This window comes from Bacillus aquiflavi, from assembly GCF_019915265.1.
In the GTDB taxonomy this organism is placed as follows: domain Bacteria; phylum Bacillota; class Bacilli; order Bacillales; family Cytobacillaceae; genus Bacillus_BT; species Bacillus_BT aquiflavi.
In genome coordinates this window covers 2,756,285-2,774,431 of record NZ_CP082780.1, presented here as the reverse complement: position 1 = coordinate 2,774,431, position 18,147 = coordinate 2,756,285, and the positions used below count along the sequence as shown (strand labels likewise).

The following is an 18,147-nucleotide window of genomic DNA, read 5'->3' as shown; positions in this document are numbered from 1 at the left end:
CGAATTTAATAAAGCTCATTTCCTGGCTTAAATGTTTTACAGTCAGTTTCACGGCTATGTTCAGCTGTTTTTCCAGCTTGACTAATAACATAAATTTTATCAGCGTTACATAAATTTCCATGTTCCCAATAATGGCAGTTATTTACTTCGCATAGCACATCTTTCGCCACGATAGTGTATCTCCTTTCATTTCTCTATAGTTTTGAATTGCCACACTTGGACACCCAAGTAAATATTATTTTATACAAATAAATATCTCAAATACATGTTGTTAACAGGGAAAAAATGCTGATCAATCATTTGGGTTACCTTGCCGTAAATATTCCTTGTCTTTCATAAAGAGTCTCCAAAAGTAAATGAAGCCTGGAACAAGTATTGAAAATCCGACAATATAAGTCGCAAATACAGCTCTAAAAGAGCTAGGATCTGTAAAACCTGACTCAATCGTTACTTCAGGGTAGACAATATAAGGCAGATGGGCATTGCCATATACGTATGCTGCCACCAAATATTGGATTACAACAGCGATGACTGAAATTCTTGGAAGTCCTTTCTTCCCTTTTTTTGAAGGGAGAAACAAAGCAATAATGCCAATAATAAAGAATACAGATGATAAAATTAATAATGGATAGTTATCCATTATATTTGTATACAACCAACTAGCTTCTGTGCGCATAGTAAATAAAATAAGGAACGCCATAATAATAGTAAAAGGTCCGATCATAATTGCAGTCCGTCGATAAACTGCATATGCATCAAAATCGTTCGACACTTTCGAATAATCGGCAAGCAATAGAGCTGAAAGAAATAATGTACTGCTGATCGCAAATCCTACAAAAGCATATTCATTAGGGCTTGTGAATAGCTCCCCCATATTTAACGACTGCTTTCCATCTGAAAAATCAACAAAGTTTCCGTGTGTTATTGGTAAAACACTAATAAGTAAAGCAGGAATGAGAAGACCGGAAATTCCTGATATATAGGTTAATACCCGTCTATATTCATTAGCAATATTTGAAAAAACTAAAAACGCACTTCTAATTGCTAAAAGGAGTAAAATAAGACTTCCAGGAATTAATAATACTGTTCCAAGTGTAAAAGCAGCATGTGGGAAAAAACTATAAATAGCAACAACAACTGCCACAATAAACACATTTGTTACTTCCCAAGTAGGAGATAAGTAACGATTGGCAATATTAGCTGCATTTGTTTCCCGTTTATTTAAAAATATCATTGACCAAAATCCTGCCCCAAAATCCATTGTTCCCATTACTGCATATATAAAGACGATTCCCCAAATAATCGAGATTGCAATTAGTGCATCCGACATACATATCCTCCTCTGTTAAGTATTCGTACTAAGTAAAGGCCCATTCTTTTCGTTTGCACGTGCTAAATCATTCATGACAGTGTTCCGTTTAAAGTAGTATAGGAGAACTAATACAACAGCTAAAGATAAAACGATATAGATGACGACAAATAAGACGAAAAGTGTTGCCAAATTCGTTGCAGAGGTTACTGAGTTCTCAGTCGATAAAATTCGATAAATCGTCCATGGTTGTCTTCCGGTACAGGCAAAAATCCAACCAAACTCGATACTTATCATTGCTAAAGGTCCAGCCGCTACAATAGCCCACATTAATATTTTTGGGAACCGGTCTTTTTTTAAGAATTTATTCCAAATAAATCCGAATATTGAGAGGAGAATGAGTAGTGAACCAATTAAAACCATCCCATTAAACAGTGTATGAACAAACAGAGGCGGCCAATATTCTTCTGGAAAATCATTTAATCCTTTTACAACTGTGTCAAAACTATTACCAGCTAAAAAGCTAAGAACCCAAGGAATTTCTATTGCTCCTTTTACAGTTTGTGTTTCTCTATCTGTATAACCTCCGATTGCTAACGGGGCATGTGACTGAGTCTCAAATAAACCTTCGGCAGCTGCAAGTTTTTCTGGTTGATATTCGTGAAGTAATTGAGCAGATTCATGTCCATTTACAGCAGTAGCTATTGAAAAAATACCTCCAATTATTAAAGAAAGCATTAAAGCTTTTTTATGAAAATTATATACTGCTGTATCGAACTTTGTTCGCAGCATTTTAAAAGCTGCAATAGAAGCGATAACAAAAGCACCAGTCATATAAGCGCTTAATGCTACGTGGAGTGCAGTAACAAAAAAGCTTGGGTTGAAGAAGGCCGCCCAAGGGTCAACATTTACAATCTCTCCATTTTCGATATTAAAACCTGCTGGTGTCCCCTCGAAAGCGTGTACATTTGTAATTAGTACAGCAGAGGCAAGAGCACCGAAAACGACAAAAGTTAAACTTAAAATTCGCATCGCAGGTGAAATTCTTTCCGCAGCAAAAACATAAATTGACATAAATAATGCTTCAACAAAGAAAGCGTAAATTTCAATTTGAAAAGGCAGAGCCATTACAGTACCGATGACCTCCATAAAACCGGGCCATAGTAAAGATAGTTGAGTACCTGCAATTGTTCCTGATGGTATTCCAACACCGAGCAAAACTGCAAAGCCTTTTGTCCACCTTTTTGCCATTACCGCATAATCGATATCCTTCGTTTTTTGGTAAAGAATCTCAGCAACTAAAATTAAAAACGGTAATCCCACACCTAAAGTTGCAAATATTATGTGGAAGCCCATCGTAGTTCCAAACAATGACCGAGCAAGTAATAAATCATCCATTTATATATCTCCTTTTTAAATAAATCATTCATCTTTTTTTATTGTGACTTGTTTTACTGTTTATATGTATAAAAAAGGAGTTTCTACAAAAATTATCTTAAAAAATATAACGTAAAGGGAGTGGATCGCTTTTAAGGTAAACAACGTTTTGGACAGTTAAGTACCGCTCGGATTCATCATTGGTCACCCTTCGATGTGGGCTTCATATTGACAATCGTTTGGGCATTTGCGCAAAAAAGCTTTACTTCGATAGGGAAACCGAAGTAAAGCTTTAGACGGGTCTAATTTAATGCTTTTTGGAGAGTTGAGATATTTTCTCTCATTAATGTAATATAGTCATCTTTATTTTTAATGTCATCATCGGTTAATACACCTAAATTATGCAAAGTAAGCGGCTCAGCGCCTACTTCCTTTTGGACAATTTCTGTAAGATGAGAATTTACATTTTGTTCAAATAATATATATTTAATCTGATACTCTTTTGCTGTCTCAATAATCGTTTCTAATTGTTTTTGTGATGGCTCACTTGTTGTTGATAATCCCGATATACTAATTTGATGAAGACCGTAGCGTTTTTCCCAGTAGCCGTATGCTGCATGGGAAACAATGATATTTTTTTTTTTTGCATTTGTAATTGTATTTTTAAAGTCTTGATCAATTTCCTTTAATTCATTTGATAATTCTTCAAAGTTATTTTCAAACGTGCTTTTTTCTTCGGGCATTTTATGAATAAGTTCATTTTTTATTGCTTCTGCTAGTTCAAGCGCATATACTGGATCAAGCCATACATGTGGGTCAATATCTCCATGAGTATGACCATGATCGTCTTCATGTCCATGTTCATCTTCGTGTTTTTCTTCATCGGCATGATCATTTTCATTTGTCTCATTTAAATGAAGCATTTCACCTGTAGCGACCATTGTTACTTTTTCATTTTTTAATGTTTTTTTTGCGTTATCAACAAAGCCTTCTAGTCCTAATCCGATGTAGAAAAATAAATCTGCCTCTGCAAGTTTAATCATATCTTTTTGTGAAGGTTCAAACGTATGCTCATCTGAACCCGGTGGATAAATTGTTTCAACATTAACAAAATCTCCGCCTATTTTTTTTGTGAAAAATTGAAGTGGATAAACAGTTGTATAAACAGTTAATGTCTTGTCAGCTGATATTGTTTTTTCTGTCTCTTTTTTATTTGTCTGTTTTGTTTCTTCATTACATCCTGATAGAAATAAAGCAGCAGTTAAGAGAAGAGAAAAAAATATAAGTACTTTTTTTATTGATATCTCCTTTCTATTCATTAAAAGTATTTGTTAATTTAAAATAAAATAAAATAATAAAGAAAACATAATACGAAATCATTACGATTTACTTCATCCATCTTACGAAATTATGTTCACAAAATCAAGTAGTAAAAACTTTTCTTTTTGTATAAAGATTATGTATTCTATTATTATGTAAGAAAATTTTATATTGTAAGAGGTGGCAAAATGAATTTACTTGAAGAATTAATAGCATATAATAAAGACTTTGTATCGAAAAAGAAATACAAAGAATATACAACGACAAAATACCCAAATAAACGTATGGTTATTTTAACATGTATGGATACAAGGTTAGTCGAACTATTGCCAAAAGCTTTAAATGTAAAAAATGGGGATGTTAAAATTATAAAAAATGCAGGTGCACTTATTACGCATCCATTTGGAAGTATTATGAGAAGCTTGCTTGTAGGTGTATATGAGCTGCAAGCAGATGAGATTTTTGTTATCGGGCACCACGACTGTGGAATGAGTGGTTTAAAAGCCGACAGTATGATTGAGAAAATGAAACAAAGAGGAGTGAAAGAAGAAATCCTGGAAACATTAGCTTACTCAGGAATAGAATTTAAAGAATGGTTAAAAGGATTTGAAAATGTAAATGAGAGTGTGGCTCACAGTGTAGACGTAATAAAAAATCATCCGCTGCTTCCGCAAGATATTCCTGTCCATGGTTTAGTTATTGATCCGACAACAGGGAAGCTTGATCTTGTTATGAATGGTTATGAACAATTATAAGATTTTTTCTTTTGTTCTTTTTCTGGAACGGGGTCGATACCGCCTGGATGAAAAGGGTGACATTTCAAAATTCTTTTTATTGTGAGCCATCCTCCTTTTATCGGTCCAAATCTTTTAATTGCTTCAAGACCATAGTGGGAACACGTAGGGTAAAATCGACATGTTGGCGGTTTTAACGGTGATATAGCAGTTTGATAGAAGCGTATAAGGCCGATCATGAATTTTTTTTCCATCATACATCTCTCTTTTCTTTTCTGTGAAATAAATAAGTTTTTCAAGATAAACAATAACATATTATTTATGATTCGTCTAAACTAACGATAAGATGAAAAAAAGTTAATTTCGAGTTATGATAAGTAAAGGATAAAAAAAGGAGTGAATCATACTATGCCATCTGTAGAAAGTTTTGAATTAGATCATTGTGCAGTTAAAGCCCCATATGTGAGACATTGTGGCGTTCATAAAGTTGGTAGTGATGGTGTTGTTAACAAATTTGATATTCGTTTTTGCCAGCCTAATAAGCAGGCGATGAAGCCTGATGCTATTCATACTTTAGAGCATTTATTAGCATTTAATATTCGAAAGCATTCTGAGAAATATGATCATTTTGATATTATTGATATTTCGCCAATGGGTTGTCAAACGGGTTTTTATTTAGTTGTAAGTGGAGAACCGACAGTTGAGGAAATTATAGATTTATTACACGATACAATGGAAGAAGCTGTTGATATTAATGAAATTCCTGCTGCAAATGAAACACAATGCGGGCAAGCAAAGCTTCATGATTTAGAAGGTGCCAAGCGTTTAATGCGTTTTTGGTTTGAACAAGATAAAGAAAACTTAAAAGAAGTATTTAATTAAATATTAACGACTTGAGGTCGGGATAAAACCATTTTAATCAAAGATAAATCCGAACAATGAGATAGTTAGTGCTTATATCCCGCTCCGGAAATATACTTCGCTTTCCGCGGACAACGCCTCAACTTCCTCGGAAGCAAAAACCGCTTCCTGCGGGATTTTCAGCTGTTGCTTTTCCCGCAGGAGTCTACGTATATTTTCTCCGCTGAATGAGCATATCGTTCGTTTTTAGAGTTGATTGTTTTAGTTATGTCCCAGCCTCACTCTTTTAATTTACTTTTTCTTTATCACTGTAATAATTGGTTTGCGGATCGTCTTCTTTTATCGGGTCAACTGTATGTTTATATGAATAAGCTTTAGACGTTGCGAATAAAGTTAAAATTAACACGACGGCAACAATTAAAATTGAAAGTATCAAGATGATTTTCATTTTTTTCTCCCCCTTTGTCACCTATTTTAACATATATGGGAAGGGGAAAAATCTAAAAAAATATAGATAATAAGGTGAAATCATATGTCATTAAAAAGGGGAGAGCAGTTGTTTCCTTAGCAAGTTTCACTTTTGGCTGCAGAAAATAAAAAAGAGTGTTTTTAAACCCGGCTTGTGTGTAGAGATAAAATTTATTTCATTCGAGAGCCCAGGATTAGCGTTTAGCCCTTAGTTGTAAGGTAAATTTTCGCCCATGACAACAATAGTCATTTTCAGCTTTAAGATTTTTATTTTTATTCAAAACTGTTCTGCTTTCTCAACATTTAAACAAAAGTATGGATTAGCAATAACCAATTTGTCATTTTTCCTCTATACCGCCTGTTAGTGTAAATGCATTACACAAATATGATATGGCGATATGAATGACTTAATGAGAGATACTTCGCAATCTGGCCTTGTATGCAAACAGGCGCACTTCTTATTCGGTTCATTAGCCCGTTTGTTGAACACTCCCCTATTCTAAATACATCATTCGTCAAGCGGACATGCCAATATGCGACCTCAACAGCCCCACATTTGCCACTTCGTCCGAATCCTCGTCAATATGAATCAGATCGCCGTGCTCGGTATCTCCCGGTTGCAGTTCATAGGAATCTCTTTCAGGAGACAACCGTAGGAAAACAGCCGTTTATTAGCAAGCCGTGATTGCTCCTGAAAACGTTCAAACCGTCTGCCATATCTTTGGATACTTTAAAAAAGCGTTCTGTTTCGTAATCATTCATTTTCTGTTAAAAAAGAAATGTCCCCAGACTGATTGAAAATGCTTGACAGTCGAGGCGCGTCGCATCAGGCGGAAGCGAGTAGAACAATTGTTCATGAGCCTACTACGAAGTGCAAGCAAGGAAGAATGCGAACGTTTATCAACAGTATAGGCTAACTGAAAAAATCATTTAGCGTTATTACTTTGATTAGCTTATTTTTGAAACATAACTGCTTTTAAATATGTATTTTAATGTAAATTACGATGTTGAAAAGGGGATATTCTGTTTCGGCCGATTCCTTCCTTTGCAAACTTTCCCTTTAAACTTTCGATTAAATAAAGTCCCATCAAATCAAATAGTTCTTGATCATCCATTTCATTAATTAAATGCAATACGTCATCTCTATCTAATTCCTCAAGAACAGCAAATGCAAGTATGTCAATATCTTCATCATCTCCTGTCAGTTTGTTGCGGTATAGCTCATACAGTTCATCGATCAGTTTCATTTTTTTCACCTCCGTTTTATCCATTGTATTTATAAAAGTTAACGATTGTGTCTTTTCCTGAGCTTTAAATTAAATCCTTAAAAGAATGTTCTTCATACGATAAGGGAATTTTATTTTATATTATATTTATTCAATACCCTTTATTATGAATTATATTCCTGTTCGGTGTAAATAATTGCATAAAATAAAAACGAACATCTATATTTTTTAGTAGAAAGGAAACGATAAATAAAAAAAGCTGTTCTATTCGTTTAATGTTAGAAAAAGGAGCTGAGTAAAATTAACGAAGAAAAGAAAACATATTATATTGGATTGGCGAATGGGGAAATTTCTCGTAGTGCTACTTCATCCCCGTGGAATTTCAGAATAGAAGCAACAGACGATGAAATTACCCTCTTAAGAGAGCTATTTGATCAAAATTATTCAACTGAAATACAAAACTTTTTTCGAGCACACGTTCCATATATTCAATACCATTATGATCGAGAAAATGATGCATATGATAAGACGTTAAAAAAAGTGTATGGAATCATTTATGAACTTGGTGATGAAGAAGCAAGGCAATACATTGAAAGTTTAGGAATTCTTTCGGATGATGAACAACAGTAGGAACCATATGCAGCTTCAAACTTTGAGAAACGATTAAACGATCGGTTTATTCGCTTCGACTTCGACTGACAAGCGTTTTTAAGCAGTATGAGGGGAATTTTAGAAATGAAGAGGCCGCGTTTAAATGCGGCCTTTCATAAGCAGCTTACATTTCAGCTTCTACAGCGTTATCAAGAACTTCTTGAGGAACTTTAATTTCTTTTATTTCATTAAACTTAGAGTAATTACCTTCTAACTTTTGTTCGATCACTAAAGTTTGACCTTCTACAGCCATTTCCATTTCCATGTCAACGTTTAAAGCAGATGGATAAAATGTCTTTTTATCAACAAAAATTTCATAGTTAAGTTTATTAATTTTCATATCCTTAAGAAGTTGTTCATCTAGAGGAACGTCTTTCGGCATTGTTTCTTTAAGTACTTCTTGTAAGAATTCAGTAAATTTATCTCCAGAAGCATCTAAGAGTATAATATAGTTTTTGTCATCTTGTTTAAACTCTAGATCATCAGCAAACTCTTTAAGATTTGTAATTTCTTCTGCTGGGTTTGTTTGTTGATCAGTTAATTGAGAGATTTGATCAAACATTTCATTTGGAAATTTAGACCATTGTTGTTCTACTGGATCATGAACAAAAACACCGTCTTTTGTAAAATAAATTTCCATTTCTAGTTCGCCTTCTTCTTCAATAGAAGTCAGTTTCATATTTTGATGTACAGCGAGTGGCTCTACGATATAGTCCATATCAATATTAGATTTAAAGCTCATCGATTCATCTGCTACTTTCATATTTGAATCCATATCCATTTGGACTGCAAAGCTTTTTAAGCTTTCTGAAGCTTCGATTGATTTTTCCATTACTTCTTCAAGCGTTAACTCTTTAGTTTCCTCCTTTTTATCCCCTTCTTTTCCTTGCTTATCAACAGGTTCAGCTGTTTGATTACATGCTGCTAGGAAAAGAACGAACATAAATGTTGCAATAAGCGATAATGTTTTGCGCAATTTGTATACACTCCTTTTTTAAATTAGCTAAGGTAACTAACTAGATTAAAAATATGTAAGTGCTAGATTAATAACCTTTGCTGTATTTCAATATCATTTTACGTCTTTTATGACAAAGATGTTTCAAAAAAACAAATTTTGATATAAAAGACCTAGTTTTATTGTATTTTTTCATATACTAAATACTTATATTTCAAAAATATAATTGAAAAGATGATTAAAAAAATAACAAATTTTATTATATTTTTTAATCCATTATATAATGATACTTAACAATAAGGAGGTTTTTTTGATGGAAAGTTTTGTTGATGCTAATGGTGCAACCGTACAGTTAGCTTTTGAAAAAGATTCCTTTGCTAAACAAGCTGAGCATGTGTTTATTATTATTGCATATCAAGAATATTGGCTGCTAACTGATCATAAAAAAAGAGGATTAGAGTTTCCTGGTGGAAAGAAAGAGAAGGGAGAGACTCTGGAGGGGGCAGCAAGAAGAGAAGTGAAAGAAGAAACAGGAGCAAATATAAAAAATCTCGTTTTTTTAGGTGAGTATAAAGTGGATAATGGAGAAACCTCTTTTGTAAAGGCAATATATTATGCAGTAATTGAAGATTTAAACCGACAAACTCACTATTTTGAAACAAACGGACCTGTTTTCATACGTAAGGATGAACTATTAACGATTCGATTTGATGAGCGTTTTAGTTTTAATATGAAAGATGATGTTATTTCAAAAAGCATTGAGTATATAAAAAAATTGGACGTGTAACTAGTAAAACATTCATGAGGATAGTTCATAAGAGGATCAATCATGAAGCGCAAGCGAAGAGTCCACATCTAAGGGGCTAGTTAATACTTGAAGCCTTTTTTATTTTGAATAATTGAAAGCCCTTGTCAGCCGAGGCATTGAAGCGAAAAGAACAGTCGTTCATAAGTTGCAACAATGACTGTTTTTCAACAAACTGAGGGTTTACTTTTTGTAAACCCTCAGAGATTGAGGACAAAGTCAAGATGTAGAATCGATTTCCGCGAGATTTGAAAGCGCTTGTCAGTTGAAGCACATAGCATGAGGCGAAAGCAAATAGAACAAGTGTTCATGAGTCTGTTTGTCAACAGCCTGAAGTAAGCCCCAGCCTCTTACAGTTTATTTTTAATTAATTTTTTTTCAAGTACTTCAACAAGCTGGTACATAATTGTAGCAAAGACAGCAATAACAAGTAATGATAACAGAACAAGTGTGAAGTTAAATACTTGAAAGCCGTATATAATCATATAGCCTAGCCCTTTTGCAGAGACGAGAAATTCACCAACAATAACACCAACCCATGATAAACCTACATTTACTTTTAAAGTAGAAATGATTGTTGGAAAAGAAGCAGGAAGTATAGCTTCTTTAAAGCTTTGTGTGCGAGAAGCATTAAATGTTTGTAAAACTTTTAAATAATTCGGATCTACTTCACTAAATGAAGTGTAGACGACAATTGTTGTAATGATAACTGAAATAATTGCTCCCATTGCAATAATGGATGTTAAGCCAGGTCCGATTGCAACTATTAATATGGGACCTAGTGCGACTTTCGGCATTGCATTTAAGACGACTAAATAAGGATCAATTATTTTTGACAGCATTGGCGACCACCATAGGGCGGCTGCTAAAATTGTACCAAGTAATGTACCAAGTATAAATCCTAATACTGTTTCAAATAATGTAACACTCAAATGGGCAATTAATGAACCATCACTTATTTTTTCGATAAACAATGCCCATACTTTTGAAGGAGAGCTAAAAATAAGAGGATCAATCCAATGTTTTTGACTTGCAAGTTCCCAGCCGATAAAAAAGAATAAGAAGATGATCAGTTGATAAAATTTAATCCAACGTTTCTCTCGAATTAATGATCGTTTATATTGTTGATGAAGGAGTTCTACATTCGTTTTGTTGCTCAAGAATCTCCAACTCCTTCCAAATGATTTGAAATAGATGAGCGTATGCTTCTTCATTTCGTACTGTAAAAGGTGATAAGCTTTTCAAATGATTAGGAATTGTAAATATTTTATGCACTGTGCCAGGCTTTGGCGAAAGAAGAAAAATTCGATCACTCATTGCAATTGCTTCCCCAATATCATGAGTGACAAGAAGGGCCGTTTTTCCGAAAGATTTTAGTGTTGTAAAAACTAAATCTTCAAGTTTAAGCTTCGTTTGATAGTCTAAAGCGGAAAATGGTTCGTCAAGCATTAACAATTTAGGATTATTAGCTAATGTTCGCACTAGGGCAACACGTTGTCTCATTCCACCTGACAATTGGTTTGGAAACTGTGATTCGACATCTTGTAAATTCATTTTTTTTTATAAAGAGTAAGCATAGTTTTTTTTCGAATCATTCAGTTGATTTGTTAGCTTTAAACCTAGCAAAATATTTTCCTCAATTGTTTTCCAGGGAAATAAGTAATCTTGCTGAAGCATATATCCAATAGTATTTGTGGCTTCTTTTATCGATTTTCCTTCAAGCATAACTGTGCCTTCAGTTGGCGAGATAAGTCCCGCAATTATTGATAATAAAGTCGTTTTTCCACAACCACTAGGGCCGAGAAAGGAAACAAACTCTCCTTCCTCTACATGAAGGGAGACATCATAAAGGGCGGTTGTGGCTGTTGCTTTAGTAAAATACGTATGATGAATGTCTCGTAAAATTAAAAAACTCATGTAGCTGCCTCCTCATGACTACTAAACTTAAATGCTAATTATTCGTTCATCACTTTTTTGGCAAACTTATTGTCGACTAGTGTTTTATAATGAATTTTTTTTGGAAGTTCTCCAGACTCGGCCATTATATGTTGAAGATGATTCCAATTCTCTTCGCTTATTAATGGATTAGAGGCGAAAGAGCCTTGATTTTTTTAACGATCAACAACTATTTCAATAACTTCTAGCTCAGTATCTTCAAAATAAGAATGAATGGCTTTACTACTCTCTTTCGTGCTGCTTGATGCAACCCATTTTTGAGCATTATATATCGCTCTAGTGAATTTCTCGATTATTTCCTCATTTTCGTTAATATAGCTTTCTTTCGCCATAAAAGTTGTATAGGGAAGCTGCCCGGATTCATTACCGAAAGAAGCAACAATATAACCAACCCCTTCTTGTTCAAAAAGGCTTGCAGTTGGTTCAAATAGTTGAACAAAATCACCAGTACCGGAAGCAAAAGCACTAGAAATATTAGCGAAATCAACATTTTGAATTAACTTTAAATCAGATTGAGGATTTATGCCGTTTTTCTTTAAAACGAATTCTCCAACCATTTGGGGCATTCCCCCTTTACGTTGTCCGAGAAATGTTTTTCCTTTTAATTGCTCCCATGAAAAGTTATCGTTTTTTTCCCGTGAAACGAGAAATGTCCCGTCTGTTTGAGCTAAGCTTGCAAAATTAATAACAGGATCATTTGCTCCTTGTGCATATACATATATAGATGTTTCAGAACCTACTAACGCGATATCGGTTCCATCTGAGAGCAAAGCTGTCATTGTTTTATCTCCGCCCCATGTTGTCGTTAATTCAACCTCCAACCCTTCATCTTTAAAAAAAACTTTTTCAATTGCAACATATTGCGGAGCGTAGAAAATAGAGCGGGTCACTTCCGCAATTCGAAGTTTTGGCATCGTTTTCGTATTACAGGAGGACAACGGTATAATAAGAATGGTTAAAGCTATTAAGGTAAAGTTAATTTTTACCAGTTGCTTCACATTTTAACCTCCTTTTTTAAGTAATCGCTATGTTGGATAACTCGTTGATTGATTAGCTCGTTTCCCTTTTGATAAAGATGAAACAAAAAGGAGAGCATATCGTCAGAACGAACGGATGATCATAAAACAACTTGTTTAACATAGCGTTAATAAGGCCGATTCCTACTGTAGCTTTTACGCTTCAATGACTCAAGATAAATCTACGTTATCGTATGATATGAATAAAAATGTGTGAATGCCTATTGCTCATTTTTTATAATTAAAGGGAGTGTTATGAATGAGATTTAATGGAGAGGTGATTTCAAATCAGAGGTTTCCTTCACCACATCCGAATATTTTATTATCAATCATTACATATTATTCAAATGGACTAAAGGTAAAGGGGCTTCTTGCTGAACCAAAAGAAGAAGGAAAGTATGACGGCTTTTTATATTTACGAGGCGGTATTAAAAATGTTGGTAAAGTACGCCCTGGACGAATCATCCAGTTTGCATCAGAAGGTTTTATTGTATTTGCTCCATTTTATCGGGGAAATCAAGGCGGGGAAGGAAATGAGGATTTTGCTGGTGAAGATCGCTATGATGCATTTTCTGCATTTTCTTTTCTGAGTAATTATCAACGAGTGAATAAAGTACATGTCTTTGGTTTTTCCCGTGGTGGAGTGATGGCGTTATTAACAGCTATTCATTTCCCTGAGACAGCTTCAGTTGTAACGTGGGGGGGTGTAAGCGATATGTTTTTAACGTACTATGAACGAGCTGATTTACGTAAGATGATGAAAAGAGTAATTGGAGGAACCCCTAAAAAATATCCAGAACGATACAAATATCGCACTCCGTTATTTTTTCTGGAAAAAATAACTGCTCCTGTTTTAATTATTCATGGAGAAAAGGATTTGAATGTCTCTATAAAGCATGCTTATCTTTTGGAGCAACAATTACATATTTTAAATAAAGATGTCCAATCATGGTATTTTCCACAATTTAATCATTATTTTCCTCCTGTGGTGAATCGCATCGTTGTCAAAGACTTAACGTCATGGATGAAAAAGCAAGTGAAAAGATGATAAAATATCATTAAGCAAATCATAATCATAAAGGAGAGAAAATGATGGGGATGCCAATCGAGTTAAACACATTAATAGTGACTAAAGGAAGAGAAAAACGGGAAGAGGAGAATATATTTACCCTTGTAAAAAACGGATATAGACTATATCCAATCATCAACATTCCCATAGAAGTAAAAAAAACTCTAGAAAGCGATTCAAGTGGCAGTGCAGTTATTACGAAAGTGCAATGGGAAAATAATCAAACTATGTTAACTTATCAACTCATTTCATTAAAGTCTACAAATTGATTATTAATTTTGAGCAAAGCAGGAGAATAAAAGCTTGAACATTTACATAAACGGTCAAATTTAAAAATGGGTGAACTTTCATCATTTATTATTCTTTCTGAAATATATAGCTCGATAATTTAGCTTTTATTATTCTCCGTTTTTAGACTGTCGAGAAACGCTCTGATTCATTTGTTGCTTGCTTAGATCTATTCGCTTTCGCCTCGTGCAATTGGCCTTGGTTTTAGAACTGTTTTCAAACTCGCGGAAATTGATTCTAATATCGATTGTACTAATGCAAGCAAAGACAATAAAAATTGAAAAGTAATAATGTTGATAAATCAGCATTATTGGTTATAAACAGGGACATTCTAATAGGAAAGTCAACTTTTGGACGAAAAAAACGGCACTTAAACTGTGCCGTTTTTTTAAAAATAATGATTAAGCAATAGGTCCGCCTTTTTGCTCAATGTCATTTGAAACATTTGTGAATTTTTTTAAGTTCTCACGGAATTTAGCAGCGAGTTCTTTCGCTTTCTTTTCGTAAGCATCTTGGTCTGCCCACGTTTTATTTGGTTGAAGAACTTCATCAGGAACACCTGGAACATGCAACGGAATTTCTAAACCGAAAATTTCATCTTTAACGGTTTCAACGTTGGTTAATTCGCCTTCTAAAGCAGATTGAACCATTGCTCTTGTATAAGCAAGCTTCATTCGGTTTCCAACGCCATATTCTCCTCCTGTCCAGCCTGTATTTACTAAATAAACTTTTGCATTGTGTTCATCAATTTTCTCACCAAGCATTTCCGCATAACGAGTTGCAGGTAGCGGTAGGAACGGTGAACCGAAACAAGTTGAAAACGTTGCTTGAGGAGAAGTAATTCCACGTTCTGTACCAGCTAACTTACTTGTATATCCGCTTAGGAAATGATACATAGCCTGTTCTTTTGTTAATTTTGCAATTGGAGGTAAAACTCCAAAGGCATCAGCAGTTAGAAAAATAATTGTATTTGGATGTCCAGCAATACTAGGAACAACAATATTATCAATTGCTTCAATCGGATAAGCTGCACGAGTATTTTCCGTTAATGTGCTGTCGTCATAATCAGCAACACGTGTATCTTCATCAACAACAACATTTTCTAAAACAGAGCCGAATCGGATTGCATCAAATATTTGCGGTTCTTTTTCACGGGATAAATTAATACATTTTGCATAACAGCCGCCTTCAATATTAAATACTCCGTTAGAAGACCAGCCGTGCTCATCATCACCGATTAAGCGGCGATTTGGATCTGCGGATAATGTTGTTTTACCAGTACCAGAAAGTCCGAAAAATAAGGAAACATCACCTTCGCGGCCAACATTTGCAGAACAGTGCATTGGTAAAATGTTATTCTCAGGCAATAAATAATTCATAATTGAGAAAATAGATTTTTTAATTTCTCCGGCGTATTCAGTTCCCCCGATTAAAACAGTACGACGTTCAAATGAAATAATAATGAATGTTTCTGATTTTGTACCATCTACTGAAGGATCAGCTTTGAAATTTGGAGCTGAAATGACAGTAAATTCTGCTTTATGATCTTTTAATTCATCTTCATTTGGACGGATGAATAATTGATGGGCGAATAAATTGTTCCAAGCATATTCATTGATCACTTGAATTGGCAATTGATGTTTTTTATCAGCGCCAGCAAAGCCTTTAAATACGAAAACCTCATCTTTTTCTTTTAAATAATGAATCACTTTATGATAAAGGTTTGTGAAAACCTCTTCCGAAATAGGCTGATTGACGGAACCCCAATCAATTTTATCTTTTGTAGATGCTTCCTCTACGATATATTTATCTTTAGGGGAGCGTCCTGTATACTTTCCAGTTGTGGCTCGGACTGCACCAGTGGAAGTTAACAAACCTTCATTACGGTTTAACACTTTTTCAACTAGTTGTGGAACAGACAATTGAATGTGCACGTTTTTTCCCATTAACAATTCATTTAATTCGTTGGAAATACTTACAGAACTCATCTGATGATAACCTTCCTTTTTTTCCGATTTATTTTACTCGAAATTAGTATAACACATTTAAGTTAATAATCTATACTAAATAAAAAATTTCACTTCGTTGTTTTAAAATTGTAACATTTGCATTATTCATAACTGTAGTATAAGGCTTTGATTTCATTTGTAATTAAGACTGTAAAGTTAGTATATCCAAACATTATAAATAGAAAAGTGAAAAAGTAAAGAGAAGGATTATTTTGATGTAAAAACCTTTAAAAGGATAGTTGTAACAGTTGTTTGTTCAATAGATAAACTAATCATTAGTGAACTGCCCAATGATTGAAATGCCGTTTTAAGGATAAATTAATTGACGTATGGTAATAACATGAGCTATTATGAGTTGAACGGATACTCTCTTATCCCGAGATGGTGGAGGGACAGACCCTATGAAACCCAGCAACCTGCTTTTAAAAAGAAAATGGTTAATCAATCTTTTTTAAGCAAAGGTGCTAATCTGTTGCAAGGACATATCCTTGAACGATAAGAGTGAAAGGCGAATGAGTAAATGATTACCTTTCCTCAATGTGGAAAGGTTTTTTGTATTTAGAAGCTAATTTTTCATTCTAAAAGGTAATGTTTATTTCATACTACTTAGGGAAATGAGTTCCGTCTAAAAAGTAATAAAAGAAGATGCGGTAACGTATGAAAATTGCTTCTTCAATATCTTTCTCTAAATTTAATGAAATAAGGAGGAAAATTTAGATGTCAACTAAACGTCGTTTGTTTACATCCGAATCAGTAACGGATGGTCATCCAGACAAAATTTGTGATCAAATTTCAGATGCAATTTTAGATGCGATATTAGACAAAGATCCAAATGCACGCGTTGCTGCTGAAACATCGGTTACAACTGGATTAGTTCTTGTTACTGGTGAAATAACAACGTCTACTTATGTAGATATTCCAAAAATTGTACGGGAAACATTGGCTAATATTGGATATACGCGAGCGAAATATGGCTTTGATGCTGAAACGTGTGCTGTTTTAACTTCTATTGATGAACAATCTGCAGACATTGCAATAGGTGTCGATCAAGCAATTGAAGCGCGTGAAGGTAAAATGACTGACGAAGAAATTGAAGCAATTGGTGCTGGTGACCAAGGTTTAATGTTTGGATTTGCTTGTAATGAGACGGAGGAGCTTATGCCTCTTCCAATTTCATTAGCCCATAAGCTTTCTCGCCGTTTATCAGAAGCACGGAAAAAACAAATCATTCCCTACCTTCGTCCTGATGGAAAGACACAAGTGACGATTGAGTATGATGAAAATGATCATCCGGTTCGTGTTGATACCATTGTTATTTCGACCCAACACCATCCAGGTGTTAGTTTAGAAAAAATCAAGCAAGATTTGAAGAAATATGTAATTGAACCTGTAGTTTCTAAAGAATTAATTGACGAAAATACGAAATATTTTATTAATCCAACAGGTCGATTTGTTATCGGTGGACCACAAGGTGATGCTGGTCTAACAGGAAGAAAGATTATCGTCGATACGTACGGAGGGTACGCACGTCATGGAGGCGGTGCATTCTCAGGTAAGGATCCTACAAAGGTTGATCGTTCAGCAGCATACGCGGCTCGTTACGTGGCGAAAAATATTGTCGCATCTGGCTTAGCGGACAAAGTAGAGGTACAGCTCGCCTATGCAATCGGAGTTGCACAGCCTGTTTCCATTTCTATTGATACATTTGGTACTGGTAAAGTTTCTGAAGATATCCTTGTAGAAGTTGTTCGGCAAAACTTTGATTTGCGTCCTGCTGGAATTATTAAAATGCTTCGTTTACGTCGTCCGATATATAAACAAACAGCTGCATTTGGACATTTTGGACGGACAGATATTGAACTTCCATGGGAACTTACGGATAAAGCGGATGATTTACGTAATCAAGCTTTAAATCGTTAAATATTAATCCATTTTTTCGAGAAAAACTCGGAGCGTGTCGATCAAGAAGCGGGAACAATAAGCGAATAGATCCGTTGTTCACGAAGGGCTTATAACGGAGTGAAACAATGTCGAATGCGAGCGTTTGTCAACAATCTGAATGGGGTTACATCTAACATGTAACTCCATTTTTTCCTTTTATAT

General features: G+C 34.6%; 17 protein-coding genes, 3 pseudogenes and 1 riboswitch. Of the genes and pseudogenes, 7 read left to right on the top strand and 13 right to left on the bottom strand.

The genetic code is table 11. The annotated features are described in order from the left end of the window. Window positions 1-5: 5 nt before the first annotated feature. The 4 genes from K6959_RS13410 to K6959_RS13395 all read right to left on the bottom strand — a co-directional run bounded on the left by K6959_RS13410 (window position 6) and on the right by K6959_RS13395 (window position 4,005). Window positions 6-170: a DUF1540 domain-containing protein gene (locus K6959_RS13410; protein WP_163242062.1), complete on the bottom strand. Its 165-nt coding sequence runs from the start codon at window positions 168-170 to the stop codon at window positions 6-8. Window positions 171-292: 122 nt separating this feature from the next. Next, window positions 293-1,330 carry a cytochrome d ubiquinol oxidase subunit II gene (locus K6959_RS13405; protein WP_163242063.1) on the bottom strand — a complete coding sequence of 346 codons (1,038 nt, stop codon included), beginning with the start codon at window positions 1,328-1,330 and terminating at the stop codon, window positions 293-295. Window positions 1,331-1,345: 15 nt separating this feature from the next. Beyond that, window positions 1,346-2,707 carry a cytochrome ubiquinol oxidase subunit I gene (locus tag K6959_RS13400; protein ID WP_223086758.1) on the bottom strand — a complete coding sequence of 454 codons (1,362 nt, stop codon included), beginning with the start codon at window positions 2,705-2,707 and terminating at the stop codon, window positions 1,346-1,348. A gap of 281 nt (window positions 2,708-2,988) precedes the next feature. Further along, a complete protein-coding gene (locus tag K6959_RS13395; protein ID WP_223086757.1) occupies window positions 2,989-4,005 on the bottom strand; it encodes a metal ABC transporter solute-binding protein, Zn/Mn family in 1,017 nt (338 codons plus the stop codon). Window positions 4,006-4,194: 189 nt separating this feature from the next. Here K6959_RS13395 and K6959_RS13390 point away from each other — a divergent pair, with 189 nt between their 5' ends. Beyond that, complete coding sequence (locus K6959_RS13390; protein ID WP_163242066.1) at window positions 4,195-4,761, top strand: beta-class carbonic anhydrase; 567 nt, start codon at window positions 4,195-4,197, stop codon at window positions 4,759-4,761. Here the strand turns inward: K6959_RS13390 and yidD are convergent. Next, a complete protein-coding gene (yidD, locus tag K6959_RS13385) occupies window positions 4,746-4,994 on the bottom strand; it encodes a membrane protein insertion efficiency factor YidD (RefSeq protein ID WP_223086755.1) in 249 nt (82 codons plus the stop codon). The genes K6959_RS13390 and yidD overlap by 16 nt on opposite strands. 154 nt (window positions 4,995-5,148) lie before the next feature. Between yidD and K6959_RS13380 the strand changes: the two genes are divergently transcribed. Further along, entirely contained in the window at window positions 5,149-5,622 is a 474-nt protein-coding gene (locus K6959_RS13380) for an S-ribosylhomocysteine lyase (RefSeq protein ID WP_163242068.1), read from the top strand. A 265-nt stretch (window positions 5,623-5,887) separates the two neighbouring features. Here the strand turns inward: K6959_RS13380 and ytzI are convergent, their stop codons facing one another. From ytzI to K6959_RS13370, 3 genes and pseudogenes are all read right to left on the bottom strand, one after another. Further along, entirely contained in the window at window positions 5,888-6,049 is a 162-nt protein-coding gene (ytzI, locus tag K6959_RS13375; protein ID WP_163241500.1) for a YtzI protein, read from the bottom strand. Between the two features lie 214 nt (window positions 6,050-6,263). Continuing rightward, window positions 6,264-6,415: pseudogene (locus tag K6959_RS19295) on the bottom strand (MBL fold metallo-hydrolase); the annotation flags it as partial. Between the two features lie 643 nt (window positions 6,416-7,058). Next, window positions 7,059-7,316, bottom strand: a complete 258-nt coding sequence (locus tag K6959_RS13370; RefSeq protein WP_163241502.1) for a DUF6154 family protein — start codon at window positions 7,314-7,316, stop codon at window positions 7,059-7,061. Between the two features lie 279 nt (window positions 7,317-7,595). On the opposite strand from K6959_RS13370, the gene K6959_RS13365 reads away from it, so the two are divergent. Next, the gene (locus K6959_RS13365; protein WP_163241569.1) at window positions 7,596-7,925 is read left to right on the top strand and encodes a hydrolase; all 330 of its coding nucleotides are present in this window, start codon (window positions 7,596-7,598) and stop codon (window positions 7,923-7,925) included. A gap of 145 nt (window positions 7,926-8,070) precedes the next feature. Here K6959_RS13365 and K6959_RS13360 read toward each other — a convergent pair whose 3' ends face one another. Next, window positions 8,071-8,922, bottom strand: coding sequence for a DUF6612 family protein (locus tag K6959_RS13360; RefSeq protein WP_223086754.1), 852 nt, complete (start codon window positions 8,920-8,922; stop codon window positions 8,071-8,073). Window positions 8,923-9,214: 292 nt separating this feature from the next. On the opposite strand from K6959_RS13360, the gene ytkD reads away from it, so the two are divergent. Then, window positions 9,215-9,688, top strand: coding sequence for an RNA deprotection pyrophosphohydrolase (gene ytkD / locus K6959_RS13355; RefSeq protein WP_223086752.1), 474 nt, complete (start codon window positions 9,215-9,217; stop codon window positions 9,686-9,688). A 368-nt stretch (window positions 9,689-10,056) separates the two neighbouring features. Here ytkD and K6959_RS13350 read toward each other — a convergent pair whose 3' ends face one another. From K6959_RS13350 to K6959_RS13340, 3 genes and pseudogenes are all read right to left on the bottom strand, one after another. Further along, window positions 10,057-10,866, bottom strand: a complete 810-nt coding sequence (locus K6959_RS13350; RefSeq protein ID WP_163241508.1) for an ABC transporter permease — start codon at window positions 10,864-10,866, stop codon at window positions 10,057-10,059. Next, window positions 10,823-11,623, bottom strand: a pseudogene (locus K6959_RS13345) (ABC transporter ATP-binding protein). The gene K6959_RS13350 and the pseudogene K6959_RS13345 overlap by 44 nt, the downstream one beginning before the upstream one ends. A gap of 38 nt (window positions 11,624-11,661) precedes the next feature. Next, window positions 11,662-12,660 (bottom strand): annotated as a pseudogene (locus K6959_RS13340) (ABC transporter substrate-binding protein). Between the two features lie 277 nt (window positions 12,661-12,937). On the opposite strand from K6959_RS13340, the gene K6959_RS13335 reads away from it, so the two are divergent. Continuing rightward, window positions 12,938-13,726: an alpha/beta hydrolase family protein gene (locus K6959_RS13335; RefSeq protein ID WP_223086750.1), complete on the top strand. Its 789-nt coding sequence runs from the start codon at window positions 12,938-12,940 to the stop codon at window positions 13,724-13,726. Window positions 13,727-13,770: 44 nt separating this feature from the next. Continuing rightward, window positions 13,771-14,016 carry a DUF2584 domain-containing protein gene (locus tag K6959_RS13330; protein WP_223086749.1) on the top strand — a complete coding sequence of 82 codons (246 nt, stop codon included), beginning with the start codon at window positions 13,771-13,773 and terminating at the stop codon, window positions 14,014-14,016. A 420-nt stretch (window positions 14,017-14,436) separates the two neighbouring features. Here K6959_RS13330 and pckA read toward each other — a convergent pair whose 3' ends face one another. Beyond that, a complete protein-coding gene (gene pckA / locus K6959_RS13325; RefSeq protein ID WP_223086747.1) occupies window positions 14,437-16,023 on the bottom strand; it encodes a phosphoenolpyruvate carboxykinase (ATP) in 1,587 nt (528 codons plus the stop codon). Between the two features lie 389 nt (window positions 16,024-16,412). After that, window positions 16,413-16,546, top strand: a riboswitch (SAM riboswitch). A 215-nt stretch (window positions 16,547-16,761) separates the two neighbouring features. On the opposite strand from pckA, the gene metK reads away from it, so the two are divergent. Then, the gene (gene metK / locus K6959_RS13320; RefSeq protein WP_163241518.1) at window positions 16,762-17,964 is read left to right on the top strand and encodes a methionine adenosyltransferase; all 1,203 of its coding nucleotides are present in this window, start codon (window positions 16,762-16,764) and stop codon (window positions 17,962-17,964) included. Window positions 17,965-18,147: the final 183 nt, after the last annotated feature.

Excerpts from the sequence above, each read along its gene's own strand:
- K6959_RS13405 (WP_163242063.1), bottom strand. The coding sequence starts at position 1,330 with ATGTCGGATGCACTAATTGCAATCTCGATTATTTGGGGAATCGTCTTT.
- K6959_RS13400 (WP_223086758.1), bottom strand. The coding sequence starts at position 2,707 with ATGGATGATTTATTACTTGCTCGGTCATTGTTTGGAACTACGATGGGC.
- K6959_RS13395 (WP_223086757.1), bottom strand. The coding sequence starts at position 4,005 with ATGAATAGAAAGGAGATATCAATAAAAAAAGTACTTATATTTTTTTCT.
- K6959_RS13390 (WP_163242066.1), top strand. The coding sequence starts at position 4,195 with ATGAATTTACTTGAAGAATTAATAGCATATAATAAAGACTTTGTATCG.
- yidD (WP_223086755.1), bottom strand. The coding sequence starts at position 4,994 with ATGGAAAAAAAATTCATGATCGGCCTTATACGCTTCTATCAAACTGCT.
- K6959_RS13380 (WP_163242068.1), top strand. The coding sequence starts at position 5,149 with ATGCCATCTGTAGAAAGTTTTGAATTAGATCATTGTGCAGTTAAAGCC.
- ytzI (WP_163241500.1), bottom strand. The coding sequence starts at position 6,049 with ATGAAAATCATCTTGATACTTTCAATTTTAATTGTTGCCGTCGTGTTA.
- K6959_RS13370 (WP_163241502.1), bottom strand. The coding sequence starts at position 7,316 with ATGAAACTGATCGATGAACTGTATGAGCTATACCGCAACAAACTGACA.
- ytkD (WP_223086752.1), top strand. The coding sequence starts at position 9,215 with ATGGAAAGTTTTGTTGATGCTAATGGTGCAACCGTACAGTTAGCTTTT.
- K6959_RS13335 (WP_223086750.1), top strand. The coding sequence starts at position 12,938 with ATGAGATTTAATGGAGAGGTGATTTCAAATCAGAGGTTTCCTTCACCA.
- K6959_RS13330 (WP_223086749.1), top strand. The coding sequence starts at position 13,771 with ATGGGGATGCCAATCGAGTTAAACACATTAATAGTGACTAAAGGAAGA.
- pckA (WP_223086747.1), bottom strand. The coding sequence starts at position 16,023 with ATGAGTTCTGTAAGTATTTCCAACGAATTAAATGAATTGTTAATGGGA.
- metK (WP_163241518.1), top strand. The coding sequence starts at position 16,762 with ATGTCAACTAAACGTCGTTTGTTTACATCCGAATCAGTAACGGATGGT.